This window comes from Fluviispira vulneris (assembly GCF_014281055.1).
GTDB lineage: Bacteria > Bdellovibrionota_B > Oligoflexia > Silvanigrellales > Silvanigrellaceae > Silvanigrella > Silvanigrella vulneris.
In genome coordinates this window covers 19,169-36,744 of sequence record NZ_JACRSE010000001.1, presented here as the reverse complement: position 1 = coordinate 36,744, position 17,576 = coordinate 19,169, and the positions used below count along the sequence as shown (strand labels likewise).

The following is a 17,576-nucleotide window of genomic DNA, read 5'->3' as shown; positions in this document are numbered from 1 at the left end:
TAATATGTGTCCAATTTAATATATTTGACTAACCAGCAAAAAAGAAATAAGTAAGCAGGGAAAATTAAAAATGGGTTTTTACTTTGGGAATCTTCGACATTTCCTTTTAGAGATCCTTTACTATAAATTAAGTTAAGTTCGGAAGGGGACAAACACCGTGAAACTTAAACGAAGTATTGGTTGGTTTGGCATTATGTGCGCCAGCCTTGGTGGAATTGTAGGTTCTGGATGGCTCTTTGGCTCACTCTATGCAGCTCAAATGGCAGGTCCTGCCTCTCTAATTGCATGGCTCATTGGTGGCTTTGGTACGATATTTTTAGCCCTTACATTTGCAGAATTAAGTGCAATGTTTCCTATATCTGGTGGGGTTGCAGCTTTTCCTATTTTTACTCACGGAAAACTCGTTGGCTTTATTTTAACATGGCTCACTTGGATTACCTATGTGGTTTCCATTTCTCAGGAAGTTCAGTCAACAGTTCTCTATATGGGTCATCTATTTCCCTCACTTGTGCAAAAAGTAGACAATGTATCTGTTTTCACATCTTTTGGTTTTGTTATGTGCTTTTGCACAATGCTTTTTGTTATTTTACTGAATAGTTTTGGTGCTAAATTCCTTGCAAATGCAAATAGTCTAATCAGTGTATGGAAGTTGATTGTCCCCTTTGCAGTCGTAATTGTTTTTCTTATAACTTCCCATAACTCAGACAATATGGGATTAACTGCAACTTCAACTCAAGAGTTTGCTCCCTATGGAATTTCAGGAATTTTATCTGCAGTTGCTCTAGCAGGTGTTGTCTATTCCTATTGTGGATTCCAGCATGCAGCTTTACTCGCAGGTGAAGCCAAAAGACCTCAACGGGATATCCCGCTTGCTCTTGTCGGCTCCATAATTATCTGCATGTTTTTATATGTTGGACTTCAATATTCTTTCATTGCAGCTTTGCCTGAAAGTGCATTAGCTAATGGTTGGAGCAAAATTGCATTTGTTGGAGATGCGGGACCTTTAGCAGGTCTTGCTGCAAATCTTGGTGTGATTTGGCTTGTTACTGTTCTTTATATTGATGCTGTCGTTTCACCCCTCGGAACAGGTGTGCTTTATGTCGCATCAAGTGCCCGTATCGTTCAAACAATGAGCCAATCCGGCAACTCACCAAAATTCTTCAGTAAAATTGCTAAATCGGGCATCCCAATGCGTGCTATTTTCTTGAATTTCGTTGTTGCTATGCTCGCTTTCCTTCCATTTGATGGGTGGAAATCAATCGTATCCTTTTTATCTGCCGCACTGATCTTCTCTTTTGCTGTTGGTCCAATATGTCTTGTGGCCCTTAGAAAACAACAACCTGAAAGACACAGACCATTTAAACTTCCTTGTTACCAATTGATGTCTTTTATTGCTTTCTACATCTGTAACCTTATGATCTATTGGTCAGGATGGACAGTTGTTTGGAAACTCGCTTTGACAGTGACTGTTGGTTTAACTGTATTCCTTTTAACAAATTTCTTGAATAGAAGTCGAATTGACCCAGAACACATTGCAACAAAACTCGATTTCAAGTGTGCATTATGGCTTTACCCATATATGGGTGTATTCACTATTCTCTCTTATTTTGGCTCGTTCCAAGGTGGAACTAAAGACATTCCATTGGGCATCGATTTTATCTTTATGGCTGTTTTTAGTTTTGTTATTTTCTATATGTCCCAAGCTTTGTGCTTACCAAAAGCTGAATCTGATAGAAATACTGCTTCTTTATTAGCTAAAAAATAAATCGATTCGTAATGTTGATCCGATTAAAAGAGATGTTTATTTAAAATGAAACATCTCTTTTTTTCTTCAGATCTTTTTCTCTTAGAACATTATACATCAGATAAGTTGCGCATACAGTTATGTGAGTTTTCCCTACGATGATATTCCCCTAAACGAACTAAAAAAAGTAAATAAAACTAATTTCTGGGGTGATTTGAAATGAACCAAATTGGTAGCCAAAATATAATCCAGCCAAAAGATGTAAATTTTTTCCAATGAGCCAACTGTATCCAGGAATAACTCCTCCAATGGGATCTTCATACTTTTTCCATTGGCCAGAATCTTGTTTAATTTCAATCGACTCAAAACCACCTGAGAGTGCTAAAGTGATTCCATTTTTTTGAATACCTGAAAAATAATAAGTCATTCTATATTCAACTAAACTTCCTTCTGCTTGAGGATCGATATGACGAGTCGAGTAATAAGTTCCTGATAAACCGATCTGCAATTGGTTCGATAAAAAAGTTGAGATACCTAAAGAATAAATTCCAAAAATAGGTCCCAATATATTGATAGAAATTCCTACATTGGGAGCAACATCGTTGCCAAAATATTGGGAATAAATTTTAGAATGAAAAAAAAATAAAAAGAAAAAAAGAAATAATTTCTCTTTCATCGTAATTCACCATATTTTTCAATACGTGTCATCAATTTTGCAGTTTCAGCATTTGCTCTGAATCCATTCTCATGCAAGTCAAAAGAAAGCTTATATGCACCTGATAAAAAACCTTTTTTACAACTTAAAATTTCAATTTGTGCTTGCAGCTGTGTTGCATTTTTTTTAATCGGTTCTTCGAACGCTATTTGCAATAATTCTTTACAGCGTTCACCCGTATCAAGATTTGCAGAAAAAAGAATTTTTTCATCGAACCCATTTTTACTTATACGCAGTGAAATCAATTCAGAATGTATATCAAGTGAAGTGGTTTTTGTCCTTTTACCTACATAGGTTATAAGACCATTTTCATCTTTAAACTCAAGCGGAGGTGTGTCAAATAAGATATTTTGAAAAATTTGTTGACGGCTCCATCCTCCATATCCGTTTCGAATAATCACGGCTGAACCATTTTCATCTTCACGACTGCAGCCTTTCATAAAAATCAATGCTTCTTCTTCACCTTTTTTCAAAAAAGAGCCTCTATAAGCTGACAAAAATTTAAATTCTTTATCTTCTGTTACTTTTGTTATATATTTTGGGCAATATCCACAACCTGTAAAGTTCTCGGTCAAATGCATTTTAGGAGGCTCACCACATATGGCTTCATAAATTTCTGAATTAATAAAAATTGGTTTGTTAGGTAATGTTATTCTTTTTGGTGAATTCTCAACTGGAATTTGTTTTTTAACTGGAGGCTTTTGTATATGTATGTACAATGCAAGTGAAGGATAAAGTGTTACGATTTTAACTTTTAACATTTCAAGCAGACGTTTGGAATCTGCCGGATAATAATGATAAAGTGCCACTCCAGCTAATATAGAGGGCAGTAGTAAAAGAATTAGAAAAATAATTATTTTTTTCATTGCTTCTAAAAAACTCTTTACATTTAATAATGTTGTAAATGCTGAGTCGCTAACTTCACAGCAACACCTACTTCTTGGTTTGTTATTCCGAGTTTATCTAAAACTGTAGCATTCACCCGAGTGTCACGGGAGTAATTCATAAATGCATTGCCAAAACGATGAGCAATTGTATCTGAAAGACATAAAATATTTATTGATTTATTTTGCTCACTCGTAATTTTTTTTGTACGAAAAGCTTCATCAGTATGATGATTTTTAACCAATAATATGACTTCTTCAGGAAATTGCCAAGATTGCAATAGTTCAACTCCTAGAATTTCATGCCCATCTAATTTTAATTTTTTCTCTGCACTGTTAAAATCTATTTTATCTGCTATACATAGTTCCGTAATTTTTTTCATCAGTGCTTTATCTGATATAGCACGCACAAGTAAACCAATATCATGAAAAAGTCCGGCAACTAATAAATCGGAAAGTCTATCACCTTTTGCAATTTTACCCAATTCAAATGCGACTTGCGAGACCCACGCACTGTGCTTAGTAAAAGCTTTAATGTTAAAAAATTCAAAAGTCTCAAATTTGAAAAGATTTTCTACCGAATATTTAACAAGAATTTGCATTAACGAAGTCATGCCTATACGTGTGAATGCAACTTTTAAATCGCTCGTTGATTTACCTGCGCCATATATAGCAGAGTTTGCTAATTTCAAAACACTTGATGTGATACCAGGATCTTTCTGTATCAAACTTGCCATTTTACTCAAATCCGCTTCTAAGCTATACATTTGCGCTAAGCATTCACGAACGGTATCAGGCATTGAGGGCAGTTTTAAATCTTTAGACGAAGTATTATTGATCACCATAAGCTTTAAGCATCCTCTAATTTTGAAGAAACTTTTGCCAACCTTGTTCCAATTCCATTGCGACGGCACAGTAAGCACTCAATTGAAAAGGAGCGCCCCATTCGAACAAGGCAGATAATGGAAGTGGTTCCATTCCGTGTTGCTGACAAATTTCAGAAAAATCAATTGATCTGTTATCACCATAAAGTAAATTGTGCATTTCACACTTCAATAATAGAATAGGATAAAAAAGATTGGATTCCAACCAACAAAATCTTCCTCTTTTGGCTGCTCCCGTTCCTAAAAGAAAAATTCTTTCTGCATTGAGTGCATTTTTTTCAGATAAATATACGCTTTCGTGAAGCATTGCTTGGCTGTCATTATTTTCACTGCAGTTTGTAGAAATAAGATTTTCTTTATTATCGATATCCAATAGATGTTGTAATTCATGAATAACTAAAGCTGCTTCAAATAAATCAAAATTTTCTTTCTTTGGTAAAAAAAGGTGGCATTTATGCCCCCTGCCAACTATGGAGAAATAACGATCTATTTTAGGAATGATATGGACCGAAAAATCAGGGATTGCTTTATTGCCAAAAAAATATTCCTCAATTTCATGCAAGCTAAATTTTTTTTTGGGAAGCATTCCAAGGGGTGAAAGTATAGGTTTCCAATCTGATTCTATTAAATGAAAAATAGACGCGATATATTTTTGTGGAACTCCATAAACGTTTTCAATAAAATAAAATAAAAACTGTTCTAAACTTTTTTTCTCTCTTTTGAGTGGAAAATTCCATATTTGTGATAAAATTAATAAAACAGAATAATGATTTAAAGGTTTTTGGAAAACATTTTCAGATTTCTTAGAGAATACAAATTGGCTTTTTTCCAAAGCATTCTTTAATAAAAAGTGATCAGTTTTCTCTCTATCACTATTTGATTTTTTTTGCCAATTTGCTGATAACCAGATATAATATTTTTGAGAAATTTTTTGAAAGTTTATATTATTCTCTTTTTGATATTCATTTATCACGGTTTGAGCTGCGATGACTTTTTGCAAATATGCATGTTCAGTATTTGTGGCGTTTCCTTGCTCTACTTTTAAAACAAGAGAAGAGATATATTCTAAATCGAAAAATAAATTCACAGAGAATCTCCCAAAAAATTTGAGGTCCTATCTTGAATAGTCAAAAAACGACGCTGTGGCAAAAGTTTTCGTTCTCAGATGTCACTCCTGTAATGAAAAAACTTAATCAGCATACAATCGATAAATCAGATTTAAATTCGGTTCCCTTTATTAATAACACATTAGCAAAGGGAGATGATTATCCTGATTTCGAAACTTCATTGCACGATTTACGCAAATCCCCCTTTCAAGCTCTTATAAAATATGAAAGAAAACAATTTTTATTTATGTTTTTCATTCATATTACAGATGTTACAACTTCTTTATTATCAGCATTTGCTGCAATTCAACTTTTAAGAAGTTTTGAAAAAACATCCACAAATTTCAAATTGATAGATCTTTTTTACCATGAATCAACTCCAAATCAAATACTGATTTTCACAGTTTGTTTGGCAGTGATAATCTTTATATTAAAAATATTAGCTGCGAGTTTACATGCACAGAAAATTGAAACAGAAATGCTCCTTTCATGGCGCATACCATTTAAACTTATGCAGTCGCTCTATTTACAACTTCTTAAAATTAGTAAAAAAGATCGGACTCAATATCAAACAGGAGATATTACAAATCTTGCACAAAACGATGCAAAATTCCTTGGCAATTTTCTTGCCCATGCTCTTGTCGATATTCCTGTACTTTTAGCGTCCTGTGCACTCGTTATGATTTTGATGATTGCAATGCTTGGCAATATTGCATGGATTGGTTTTTTCATAATTGCATTACAAATTCCTCTTTCAATTTTCTTCTCATGGATTGGCAATATCCTCCACACAGAAATGATGAAAAGGGGAGACAAGCGCTTGCAATTGATCACAGAATGGATTCAGGGGATGCGTTTGGTTCGTTACTTTGGCTGGGGGAAATATTTTAAAAATGAGATTCACGAGGCTACACTTTCTGAGTTTATACAAGATCTCAAAATTACTTTTAAGTATTGCTTTGCTTTTGCCCTAACTCTCAATTGGTGGATGGTCGTTAGTAGCGGGATATTTGCAGGAATTGTCTTTTATAAAGGTGATAGAAGTGCATCAACTTTATTTGCCGCAATTTGGTTATCCAGTATATTAGGACAGCAAATCACCCCTCTTCCTTGGTTTGTCAATGCATGGTCACAAGCCATAGTGGCATCACGGAGATTAAAGTTATTTTATGTTGCACGTATCCAAGAAGAAGAATTTTTAAAAGAAAAAAATCAAACTTATAACAAAGAAGAAAAAGTAATTATTGATAAAATAATACAAAATAAACTGGATTCTGAAATTTCTATTTCATTTTCAATTAAAAATATTTCTTTACGCTTTTCAAACAATGAACCCTATGTTTTAAAAAATATTAATGTTGAAATTCCTGAGAAGAAAACACTGGCAATAATAGGACCAGTTGCCAGTGGAAAATCTCTTCTAATACAAGTTATGATGGGAGATATTGTTCCAACAGATGGAGATGTATATTTTAAACTATACTTTAATGATAAAAACCACAAGATAACCAATATTACTAGTAATGTACACACAGCAACTGGATTAGCACTCTTACGTGCTATTCAAAGTTATGTTCCACAAGAAGCTTTTATTATCAGCAGTTCTATTCGCGAAAATATTCCATTAAAATATAAATATCAAAATGAATATTATGAAAGTGATAATTCTATTATGAACTCAATTTATGCTGCGAGTTTTCATACAGATTTAGCTAATTTTTCACATGGAATGGATACTGAAATTGGCGAAAGAGGTGTTAACTTATCAGGAGGACAAAAACAAAGAATTAGTTTGTCGCGCAGCTCATTTGCGAATGCATCACTTATATTTTTAGATGACCCATTGAGTGCTGTTGATGTTAAAACAGAAAAAACAATTGCCCACAATATTTTTCAAGGAGATTGGGGCAAAGGAAAAACAATCATTTGGTCAACCCATCGCTTAGAATATTTAAAATATACTGACAATATTTTGTTTTTAGATGGTGGGACAGTAACAGAATTTGGCAGCTTTGAAAAACTCAAAGCTAATAAAAAATCAAGACTCAATCAATTTATTTCAGGATTAAATGAGCATGAGCGAAAAAATTAGTTTCATCACACAGGAAGAACGACAATCAGGAAAGATTGGTTTAGGTCTATATTCAAAATATTTAAACTCAATGCAATATCTCCCAATTTTTTTGCCAATTATCTTAATCTTACTTGTTTTGACAAGTTTAAGTGAAAGTGGTTTCAGGTACCTTGTTTCCCTTTGGGCCAATGATTGCAACAATATTTTATGTGGTGATGAGAATCAACTTAAAAATGTGATACGCATATGGTTACAAAATGCTGATGCTTATCGAATTACACTTTTCTTTTTCTTATTTTGTCTCGCCGCAATTCTCTTACGAGCTATTAGTTGGGTCGTTTTAATGGGGTTTTTAGCCAACGGCGCACGTGTTTTACACAATCAAATGGTAGAAAGTTTTTCAAATGTTCGTGTTACTTTTTTAGATGAGAACCCAACTGGACGACTCATACGTCGTTTTAGCGGAGATTATATACAGATTAAAGATGAAATACCCAATATTTTTTCTGATATTGTTTGCTCAATTATTGAACTATTAATTGTATCAGTCATCGTTCTTTTTCAAGCACCAGTTGCAATTATTGCCGTTTTACCTTGTATTTATTTTTATTATTCCGTGCAATCTTTATTTAAAACGGCTTCTCGAGAAATTCAACGCTATACGAAGATACTTGAAACACCAATTTGGAGCTTATTTACAGAAACAGTTGTTGGATTTCAAACAATACGCTCTTACGGCAAAAGCAAAATTTTTTACGACAGATTAATTTTGTTGTCACATGATTATGCAAAATCAGTTCTACTACAAAGTAGAATATTGCGTTGGCTCAATTTACGCCTCAAAATTATTTCAGAATGTTTTGGCCTAGCAGTTACTTTAATAGCTGTCATTTTAGTTGCAAAAAATAAAATAGGAGTTGGAGAAGCTGGTTTTTTAATGAGTCTTACGATTGGTCTCGATGCCACCATGCAATGGTTAACACGTAGTTTATCCATGATAGATTCAAAAATGGTTTCAGTCGAAAGAGTCATTGAATATAAAAATCTTCCCAGTGAACACATTCAATTTTCACATGCGTCAGAAGCAATAAAAGCAGATTGGCCAAAGTATGGAGAAATTATTATTGAAAATATTCAAGCTTCGTATCGAAAAGATTTACCAATCGTTTTAAAAAATTTAAATTTAAAATTTGAAGCTGGTAAAAAAACAGGAGTTATTGGAAGAACAGGAGCTGGAAAAAGTACTTTGTTCCAAGCTTTTTTTCGTATGCTCTATCTCCATACTGGAAAAATAATCATAGATGGGATCGATATCACACAAATATCACTTGAAGATGCTCGCAAAGTTTTTGCAATTGTTCCCCAGGAGCCGCATTTATTTTCTGGTACTTTAAAATATAATTTAGACAGAACTGGAAAATATTCTGAAGAACAAATGTGGGAAGCATTAAAAGAAGTTCAACTTGCGAAATATATCGAAAATCTTCCAGAAAAACTCAATTACGTTTTAACCGAAAGAGGACACAACTTTTCGGTCGGACAACGCCAACTGATTTGTATGGCACGAGCTATTTTATGCAATGCCAAAATCATACTTATGGACGAAGCCACGGCAAGTGTTGATTTGGAAACGGAAAAACTCATACAAGAAACTTTAAACACAGCTTTTGCTCATAAAACAGTCATTATCATTGCTCATCGCTTAGAGACATTAAATAATGCTGATCATGTTGTTGTGCTTGGCAATGGACAACTCGTGGATTATGGTACGCCTGCCAAAATACTCTCCAAATTAGGTGAGAGTTTACATTCACATTTATCTTAAGCCATAGGAAAAACACAGATGGAAAAGACAGTTAAAATTCTCATTACAGGTAAACTCCATGATATAGCTCTTAAGCTATTGAACAATCAACCTTCTGAGCTTGCTGTCTCTGAATCACTTAATATTGTTTATATTCCTGATGCACCCCGTGATGTCATTTTAAAAGAAATAGAAGACACACATGTTCTTATCAGCCGCTCAGAAACCGATGTCGATGCTGAACTTTTGCGCAAAGCTAAAAAATTAAGCGTTGTTGCGCGCGCAGCGGTTGGCTATGGCAATATTGATTGTGATTTAGCCACAGAAATGGGCATCCTTGTCGTCAATACCCCTGGAAAAAACACAAACTCGGCTGCTGAATTAACTATGGGTTTGCTTCTTGCACTTGTCCGCAAAATCCCTCAAGCCCACGTCAGCACAAGTGCGGGTGGCTGGAATCGGCACAAATTCTCTGGAACCGAGCTCGGTGGAAAAACCATCGGAATCGTCGGTCTTGGTAATGTGGGTCACCGCGTTGCCAAATTTGCTAAAGGCTTCGATATGCGAGTCATTGCCTATGATCCATATATTTCTGAAGATGTTTTCCGTAAAAATTATGCTGAGCGTAAGAATACTTTGGAAGAATTGCTTGCAGAATGTGATATTCTTTCAGTGCATGTGCCTCTCAATAAAGAAACAAAAGGCATGATTTCTACAGTTGAGCTCAAGAAAATGCGCAAAGGTGGTATTATTGTGAACGCCGCGCGTGGAGGAATTATTGCCGAGAAGGCACTGCTCGAAGTCCTCAACGAAGGGTATATAGTGGGTGCTGCCATTGACACCTTTGACAATGAACCAAAACCATTACAGGAACTTATCTCTCATTCCAATGTCATTGTGACACCCCATATCGGAGCAAGTACGGCTGAAGCACAGTATCGCATTGGTGAAACCATTGCGATTCAAGTTTTGAAAGCTTTACGCGGGGAAATTGTCGATTACCCTGTTAATCTACCACATGTTTCCTTATTGGGCACAAATGATCTTAAAGTTTTCTCTGTCCTATCTGAAAAAGTCTCACGCTTTGGTGCGCAAATCTTTGACTTTCAACCAGCCGTTTTAAAGCTAACTGTCAAAGCAAATCTCAACAAAGAAGACTTACAGGTTTTAAAACTTTCTGCAATTAAAGGTTTTCTTTCCCATGCCTCAGAAGAATTTGTCTCCTATGTCAATGCAGAAAAAATACTCCTGCGCAAAGGTCTTGAATTTGAGATAGAAATGACTCCTTCCTCTACTGCAAAAAATGAACTTTTATTTGAAGTTTATGGTAAAGGTACCAATGAAAAAATATCAGTGGGCGCCGTACTCTATGATGGGAAATTTGCCCGTCTAAGCTCAATCAATGATTTTCTCTTTGAAATTGAACTTGATAACGATCTAATCGTTATGCAAAATCATGATAGACCAGGTGTGATTGGAGATGTGGGATCCTATTTGGCAAAAAACAATGTTAATATTGCTCAGTTTGAACTTTCACGCAATCGTCGGGGAGGAATGGCTATGAGTCTGATTCGCATAGATGGTGATCTTGAAAGCGAAGTGGTTGCTGGGCTTCGTAAACTCCCGAATTTAATTTCAGCACGTTTGGTCAGTGGGCTGTGATTTTAGACACAAAAGGCATTGAAAGAACAATTGCCATGTGTTACATAAAACAGTTGCTCTATTTTGTCTCACAAGGAGATTCCCTTTGAACCCAAATTATGAAATTATTGAACAACTCTATCGCTTAGATATCGACTCTGGGCTTGTTACTCAAGACCAGCGAGTTGCGCAAAAAGAACTCTCTGAACTCGCTAAAAAATCGCGTATCAGTGAAGAAATAATCGCAAAAACACGCACAGACATGGTTTTCCACGAAGCAGAACTCCGCCGTCTTTACAAAAAACTTGATGACCTAGATGAACGCAAAGCAGAACGCTCTGCTCGTTTGTTTGCTGCGAAAAATGATGATGATCACCGTGGACTCAAACGTGAACTCGATCACGTTGAGCGCGATATTCGTGAAACGCAGCGCCGTGCCGACGAAACGGAAAGCCGCATTGAACAATCCAAAGCTGTTTTCCAAAAAGCAGAAACAGAGCTTTCCGCTTCTATCAGTGCTTCGGAAGGTGAACGCAAAAAAGCCCAAGAAGCAGAAAATAACTCTGCAGGTCGCTTAGACGAAATCAACAAAGTGCGTGACTCTTATTTATCTCGCCTTGATGATCGTATTGCGCAACACTATATGCGCGTTTCTAAGATCACCCGCAATCCAAACGGCCCTATTTGCCGTGTGGTTGAAAGAGCTTGTGGGAATTGCCGTATTGGTCTCTCTCCGCAAATCCTCAACAACATTGCCCGCGGCAAGTCCGTTGAATTCTGTCCAAACTGTTCCCATGTTTTACTTCCGCAGTCCAATGCTTAAGTAAAAATAATTTTTGAAAAAAACCTTGATAATCTTATCAAGGTTTTTTTTATTATTTTTAAAACGAGTACTCTTCCTCTCCCATTATTAACCAAAGACATCATAGATGCTTCAATTGCTCCAGAAAAATCTCAAAAAATTCCATTTTTATTGTTAATTGCAAGTGCGGCTTTGCTCTTTGAACGGATCATTTCATATTATCATGGAATAGTCATATATAAAATATATCGAAATCTATTAAAAATAAATCGCAAAAAAATTTTAGTAAATTATTTAAAATCTGTATACAATACAAACTTAGCTGGGAAAGTCATTACTCTTACCCATGAAATCTATCAAAATACCGAAATTGCCTTGTCTATATTTTTTGACAAACTTATCAATGTTTTTGAAAATATTTTAATTGTTATTTTTTGCTTCATTGCACTCTTAATATTAGATAAGTTTATAGCTATCGCAATTATTTTCTTTATCCCTTTTTTTATCCTATCATCTTATTTTTTAGCGAAAGAAATCCGTGAATCGACAAAAATATTTTATGAAGATGCTGCAAAAGAAAAAACATTTTTTCAAAGTTGCATGGAGAATCAAATATTTATCAAATTAACAAATATTATTTACCCAACCTCTCTTGCAATAAATAAATTTGAGAAAACAATTGACTCAGCAAATAACATGATGCATTACCGCTCACTTTCTTTTGCAGTTGTTGGAGGATTAACTTCTTTTTTCCCCCTTTTGCTCTTAGCTTATAACATTTTCCGAATACAACAAGGCACTCTGTCCATCGGAAGCTTTTTTGCCATACTCACATTTGCCACAATGATGCTACAAAACACAAAGCAACTCATCATTTATTTGCAAGAAACCCACCCTGGCTTCGCGGCTATTAAAAAATTAAATAGTTATTTCAACATGGATTTAGAAATAGCAAATAATAAAGTTATTTTTAATAAGTTTAAAACCGTAAACTCAATAGAAATTAAGAATCTTGATTATAAATTTCCTCATAGCAATTCATACTTTCAAAATATAAATTTCCAGTAGCAAAGGGGAAAAATTCTCGGCCTCAAGGGGATTTCTGGTAGCGGAAAAACAACTTTATCTTTAATCTTAAATGGAATTATCCAGCAAACGAGTGGAAGTATTGGGTGTGATAATAAAATTATCACACCACTTGAATTACAAGCATTATCCATTCAAGTTCAACAAGAACCTCTGTTTTTTGATGATTCAATCATAGACAATATTTGTCTTGGAAATAAAAATACAGACAAAGAAGCAGTTTCACAATTATTACAAAGATTTCTCTGGGAAGGAGCACAAGTAGGCAAAAAGAATCGTTTAAATGAATATATATCTGAAGCTGGAAAAAACCTTTCGGGCGGTGAAAAAAGACGTCTTGCGATTGCGCGAACATTATTTGTAGAAAACAAACATCTTTTTATTTTTGATGAACCCACGGCTGGTCTTGATAATGACAGTGCCAGTGCCGTTATGACGGAAATTAAAAACATTGCAGATGATAAGTTTATAATTGTTATCAGTCACGATGAACGTTTTGATGATCTATTTGACGAAATTATTTTTATAGCGTCTGTGGGTAAGACTTAGGGAAGAGAAAATTTAAAAAATAAAGACTAGGGTTAAACACAAACCCTATCTCTTTTCTTATGGACGATTTAAATAAAAACCTTTGCTATTCTCTGGATCTGCCATATCTGCAAAAATCTTATTAAAAATATTACGATCATTATTTATAATGTCATCGCGGTTCTCTAAGTAAACTGTATCAACCAAGACTCCATTACCACCTAAATACTTTTCATTGCTGCTCGCATGTTCCCGCACTGTTTGCCCCCAGGCAAAGGAAATATCACTGCCTTTAGGCAAAGATTTGGCATTTGGGATAAGGGATTTTATTGTTACTCGAGGAGAAATGATTGTTGATGCAAAATCTTTCCAAGAGAAAATATTTATGTCTCTTCCACCTATTTGTTTGCTTGTCCCATATATTTTTGCAATCTTATAATCTTTCATAAATGAAACAAATGTATTACAAGCATAACTGCAGTCACTATTTGCAAAAATTGCTATGGGCTTGTCAGTGAGAATGCCTTTAGTTATAATTTTTTTTGAATATTTTTTGTAGATATCATCATGATTTGCATCAAATAAATTAAATGGATTGGTAAATAATGAGCGATTTTTAATTTGTTCTTTATAAGTCTCATCTTTTAAAAATTTTCCAATTTTATCAAAAATAAAAGCATCTAATTTTTCATTTAAATTTGAGTAAAGCAAAAGATTATTAGCCAATGTCTCTCGATTTGAATCTGAAACTCTTAAAATAACATTTGGATAAGAGATATCTTGCGTAGTAAATAAACTTGCCAAAGCAACAGGTGATGTCGCATAAGAGAAATAATTGTTAAAATTATAATCCCCACTTAGGTCAAAGAGAACTCCATCAATCTTGTTCCTTTCTTTTTCTAAAAAATCTTTAATGCGTTCTACTTCATCTATTTCATGTGCTTTATTTTTCACAAATTTGCTAACTCTTATAACTGCAAATGACTTTCCAGCATATTCAACAATATTTGCACTTCCCCCAGAAAGATATTCAGCCTTTAAAGTCGGATCATTGTCTGTTTTCTTTTCCTCGTCTTTGTTTATAATAGTTTCTCGCGTGACAGGTTCACCTCCATGACATTTATAATTTACATAACGCCACCATGGAAATGTATAGGTAACAATCTGAGCATCTGCACTTCTTTTTATTTTTACGGTAAAGTATCCTTCAGGAATTTTCCCTTCATCACCTTCGCGAAGAAAATATCTCTGCAGGGCTTGATCCCTTTTCTCTTCGTCCGTGAGACCTGAAACCTGTTTCATTAAGAGATTGAGCCCTTCAAGGGCACTTATTTCTTCTTCAGTTTCCCCTTCAAGGCCAATATTAGAAATTGAAATGAGTTCATCACCCACTTGAATATTATTAAAATCAATTTTTTCTTCTCGACTCAAAGGAATAGTATCTATAGAATATTTCTTTGATATAACCAATTTTCCTTCTTTATCAGATGGATCATCATAAGCCAAAGCAACATCAAAATAAAAATGAGCATTGAGACACTTTGCTGGGCTAGGATAGGTAAATTTAGTATAAATATCACCATTTTTATTAAAAATCCTCATTGTCTCTCTTAAAAGAGTCTCTGAATCCATTTCTTTATTTAGTTTTAAAGATTCACTAAAGGCATCGAAGTTGTGTAAATTATTTTTCTGAAAATCATTCACATAATATTCGCTAAATACGGTCTGCACAGAATCCACTAAGTTAGTTTTTTCTTCTATTGTTAACTCTGGTAGCTCCCAAGGTTTATCTGTATAAGAACTGACTTGGGCGGTATTATCCGATTTATGACACGCAGAGAGAAAGACAATCGTATTCAGTGCAATAAGCGTTTTTAATCGACTCATAATTTCTCTTCCTATAATTCATGGTTAAAATTAAAATCTGTGAAACAGTTTATTGGATAAATAAATTTTTTAAAGAATGATGAGTGGATTTATTAATTTATATTGATTTTTATCAATAATTTATTTTTTATTTTTTCGCATAAAGTCATTTACTGACTTCTAAAGTTGATATTTTAAAAAATACATAGAATAAATGATTTTTTTTGAAAGAAACGTGAACAATAACAAAATTTTATTATTTTTTAAATTACTTACAATAATAAGTCAAGAATATTTAATATTGACTTTAATTTATGTAATTTCTATATATTAATAAATAGATTAAATTTATGAAAATTATATTTAAAATAAATTACCAGCGCTTTAAATAAAATCCTTTGCTATTTTTTGGATCGATTAAATCTTCAAATATTTTTCTAAATACAATTTTATCATTGTTTATTAAATCTTGAGTTGTCTGTCTATAAACATAATCTGTAACAACACCAACTCCTTCTATATATTTCTCATAATCTTTTACTGCATATGGACGATATATTTTATTCCAAGCAAAACGAATTTCACTATTACGCGGAAGCTGAGAACCGTTTGGAATAATAGATATTTTGGTTCCTAGTTCGTCAACAACTACAGGAGTTAAAAAATCCTTCCACTCAATTACGTTTGCCCCTCCGCCACCTGTTTGTTTTGCAGTTCCAAATATTTTGGCAATTTTATAGTCTTTCATTAAGGAAACAAAAACATCACAAGCAGAATAACAATTGCTATTTGTCAGAACAGCAATTGGTTTAATTGTCAATACAGGCTTAAGTATTTCAGTGTCTTTTTTGTTATAAGTTTCTGGCAATGCATCATTTTCATCTCCATCATAGCGATCTGCTGATGAAAGTAATAAGGTTCTCGATTGAATTTGTTCACTATAATTGCTGTCAGCTAAATAGCTATCCATTTCATTAACTGTGCTTAAATTTGGACCTTGCATTGGATCTGTCGTATTTAATCTAGCAAAATAACGTGACATCTCTAAATTATAAAAGGTATCTCGATTGGTTTTTGAAACTAAAGGGCGCACTTCTAAATTTTTGACAAATTTATGTGTAAAAGCATTTGCAATGAGTTGAGGGAAACTGCCAAAGCCACCACCATTACCACGAACATCTATCAATACACCTTGAATTTTACTTCTATTATGCATAATAAATTTACGAATATCATTTACCTCATTTTCAATATATTTTCTTGCAACTAAATAATCAGAATAGCTAAAATCACCATCTGGAATAAATCTATTTATCCGAATAACGGCTATAGATTTTCTTTTATATTTTGCAATATATTTTACAATATTTTGATTTGAGGTGCTGTTAGTGTAAAGATCTTTTACAAATGTTTCTTCATTTTTCTTATTATTTTTTTCATAAATATTTTCAACACTATTATCTATGCTCTCTAAACCATTTTCTATTCTCGGTGACTTTTTATTAAAATAATCATTGCATATTTGCTCACCAGATACATATGTAAGCCAAGGTAAAGTGTATTTTACAATTTTTCCATCTGATGCTCGCTTTACCTTTAAAGTGAAATTACCTTCTGGTATTTTAATATAACGACCATTGCGTGAGAAAAGACGTTGCAAAGCACGCGATTTAAAAGCTTCTGGATTCGCTCCTCGTCCAATTTTTCCGATAAGATCTATCGCAGTGTTTGCATATATTTCTTGATTTTCATAACCTTCAATCCCGATGTTTCGGATGGTTAATATTTCATCCCCAACAGAAAGTGCTTCAAAATCCGATTTTGCTTCTGCAGAAACATTTGACAAAGATAAACTTGGTGTCAATTTTGCAGAGACAATAAGTCTTTCCTTGTATCCATATTTTTCATCGTAACTTAAGCCAACAGTAATTGGAAAACCACCAGAATAACAACGCGCTGGGACAGGGTAAATAAAACCTGTGTGCAAATCTCTAATATTAAAAAAAATCTCCATTGTACTTTTCAACAAATTTTCAGAATCCATATTTTCATCTAGTTTATTTGCTTGTGCAATAGCATCATAATTATAATCGATGACTTTCTGATTTCTATTAACATAAAAATCGTTGAATACGGTTTTAACTGAACTGACTAAGTCTTTTTTTTCCTGTAAATTTAATTCTGGAAGCTGCCACTGATATTTTTCAGAACTTGAAGACTTTTTTTCCAACTCATTTATTTGAATTTCAGAATTATTTAGATCAGATTTTTGGCAAGCTACAGTTAATAAAACAGAACTCAATAGCACTGATTTCTTTAGACGAAGCATAAAGCATATCCTTTTTCAAAAAATATTTCAGAATTGTCTACACCGGAAAAATAAAAGTGAATATATTGAGTTACTGTTAACTTGTCAATATATTCACTTTTATTTTATAAATA

Annotated in this window: 13 protein-coding genes; 7 read left to right on the top strand and 6 right to left on the bottom strand. The window is 33.8% G+C overall.

Annotated features, from left to right (window positions below):
• The first annotated feature begins 157 nt into the window (after positions 1-157).
• The gene (locus H7355_RS00135) at positions 158-1,765 is read left to right on the top strand and encodes an APC family permease (RefSeq protein WP_186643675.1); all 1,608 of its coding nucleotides are present in this window, start codon (positions 158-160) and stop codon (positions 1,763-1,765) included.
• A gap of 157 nt (positions 1,766-1,922) precedes the next feature.
• Here H7355_RS00135 and H7355_RS00130 read toward each other — a convergent pair whose 3' ends face one another.
• The 4 genes from H7355_RS00130 to H7355_RS00115 are packed head-to-tail and all read right to left on the bottom strand — an operon-like array spanning position 1,923 to position 5,314.
• A complete protein-coding gene (locus H7355_RS00130; RefSeq protein WP_186643673.1) occupies positions 1,923-2,420 on the bottom strand; it encodes a hypothetical protein in 498 nt (165 codons plus the stop codon).
• Positions 2,417-3,325 (bottom strand): hypothetical protein, encoded by a 909-nt coding sequence (locus tag H7355_RS00125; protein WP_186643671.1) that lies wholly within the window; start codon positions 3,323-3,325, stop codon positions 2,417-2,419. The genes H7355_RS00130 and H7355_RS00125 overlap by 4 nt, the downstream gene beginning before the upstream one ends.
• 23 nt (positions 3,326-3,348) lie before the next feature.
• Positions 3,349-4,188: an HDOD domain-containing protein gene (locus H7355_RS00120; protein WP_186643669.1), complete on the bottom strand. Its 840-nt coding sequence runs from the start codon at positions 4,186-4,188 to the stop codon at positions 3,349-3,351.
• 16 nt (positions 4,189-4,204) lie between these two features.
• On the bottom strand, positions 4,205-5,314 hold the full coding sequence (locus H7355_RS00115) for a hypothetical protein (RefSeq protein WP_186643667.1): 1,110 nt from the start codon (positions 5,312-5,314) through the stop codon (positions 4,205-4,207).
• Between the two features lie 32 nt (positions 5,315-5,346).
• Between H7355_RS00115 and H7355_RS00110 the strand changes: the two genes are divergently transcribed.
• From H7355_RS00110 to H7355_RS16160, 6 genes are all read left to right on the top strand, one after another.
• Positions 5,347-7,425, top strand: a complete 2,079-nt coding sequence (locus tag H7355_RS00110; RefSeq protein ID WP_186643665.1) for an ATP-binding cassette domain-containing protein — start codon at positions 5,347-5,349, stop codon at positions 7,423-7,425.
• Positions 7,409-9,232, top strand: coding sequence for an ATP-binding cassette domain-containing protein (locus H7355_RS00105; RefSeq protein WP_186643663.1), 1,824 nt, complete (start codon positions 7,409-7,411; stop codon positions 9,230-9,232). The genes H7355_RS00110 and H7355_RS00105 overlap by 17 nt, the downstream gene beginning before the upstream one ends.
• 18 nt (positions 9,233-9,250) lie before the next feature.
• Complete coding sequence (gene serA / locus H7355_RS00100) at positions 9,251-10,873, top strand: phosphoglycerate dehydrogenase (protein WP_186643655.1); 1,623 nt, start codon at positions 9,251-9,253, stop codon at positions 10,871-10,873.
• Positions 10,874-10,958: 85 nt separating this feature from the next.
• Positions 10,959-11,675 carry a zinc ribbon domain-containing protein gene (locus tag H7355_RS00095; RefSeq protein ID WP_186643653.1) on the top strand — a complete coding sequence of 239 codons (717 nt, stop codon included), beginning with the start codon at positions 10,959-10,961 and terminating at the stop codon, positions 11,673-11,675.
• A 171-nt stretch (positions 11,676-11,846) separates the two neighbouring features.
• Positions 11,847-12,722 carry an ABC transporter ATP-binding protein gene (locus tag H7355_RS00090; RefSeq protein ID WP_186643644.1) on the top strand — a complete coding sequence of 292 codons (876 nt, stop codon included), beginning with the start codon at positions 11,847-11,849 and terminating at the stop codon, positions 12,720-12,722.
• 12 nt (positions 12,723-12,734) lie between these two features.
• Positions 12,735-13,289, top strand: coding sequence for an ATP-binding cassette domain-containing protein (locus H7355_RS16160; protein ID WP_186645371.1), 555 nt, complete (start codon positions 12,735-12,737; stop codon positions 13,287-13,289).
• Positions 13,290-13,346: 57 nt separating this feature from the next.
• Here the strand turns inward: H7355_RS16160 and H7355_RS00080 are convergent, their stop codons facing one another.
• Together H7355_RS00080 and H7355_RS00075 are read right to left on the bottom strand one after the other, a co-directional pair.
• Positions 13,347-15,155 carry a hypothetical protein gene (locus tag H7355_RS00080; RefSeq protein ID WP_186643641.1) on the bottom strand — a complete coding sequence of 603 codons (1,809 nt, stop codon included), beginning with the start codon at positions 15,153-15,155 and terminating at the stop codon, positions 13,347-13,349.
• 352 nt (positions 15,156-15,507) lie between these two features.
• On the bottom strand, positions 15,508-17,463 hold the full coding sequence (locus H7355_RS00075) for a S41 family peptidase (RefSeq protein ID WP_186643638.1): 1,956 nt from the start codon (positions 17,461-17,463) through the stop codon (positions 15,508-15,510).
• Positions 17,464-17,576 lie beyond the last annotated feature (113 nt).

What these genes read in the sequence shown, in the direction of transcription:
- H7355_RS00130 (WP_186643673.1), bottom strand. Translation starts at nt 2,420, where the DNA reads ATGAAAGAGAAATTATTTCTTTTTTTCTTTTTATTTTTTTTTCATTCT.
- H7355_RS00125 (WP_186643671.1), bottom strand. Translation starts at nt 3,325, where the DNA reads ATGAAAAAAATAATTATTTTTCTAATTCTTTTACTACTGCCCTCTATA.
- H7355_RS00120 (WP_186643669.1), bottom strand. Translation starts at nt 4,188, where the DNA reads ATGGTGATCAATAATACTTCGTCTAAAGATTTAAAACTGCCCTCAATG.
- H7355_RS00105 (WP_186643663.1), top strand. Translation starts at nt 7,409, where the DNA reads ATGAGCGAAAAAATTAGTTTCATCACACAGGAAGAACGACAATCAGGA.
- serA (WP_186643655.1), top strand. Translation starts at nt 9,251, where the DNA reads ATGGAAAAGACAGTTAAAATTCTCATTACAGGTAAACTCCATGATATA.
- H7355_RS00080 (WP_186643641.1), bottom strand. Translation starts at nt 15,155, where the DNA reads ATGAGTCGATTAAAAACGCTTATTGCACTGAATACGATTGTCTTTCTC.
- H7355_RS00075 (WP_186643638.1), bottom strand. Translation starts at nt 17,463, where the DNA reads ATGCTTCGTCTAAAGAAATCAGTGCTATTGAGTTCTGTTTTATTAACT.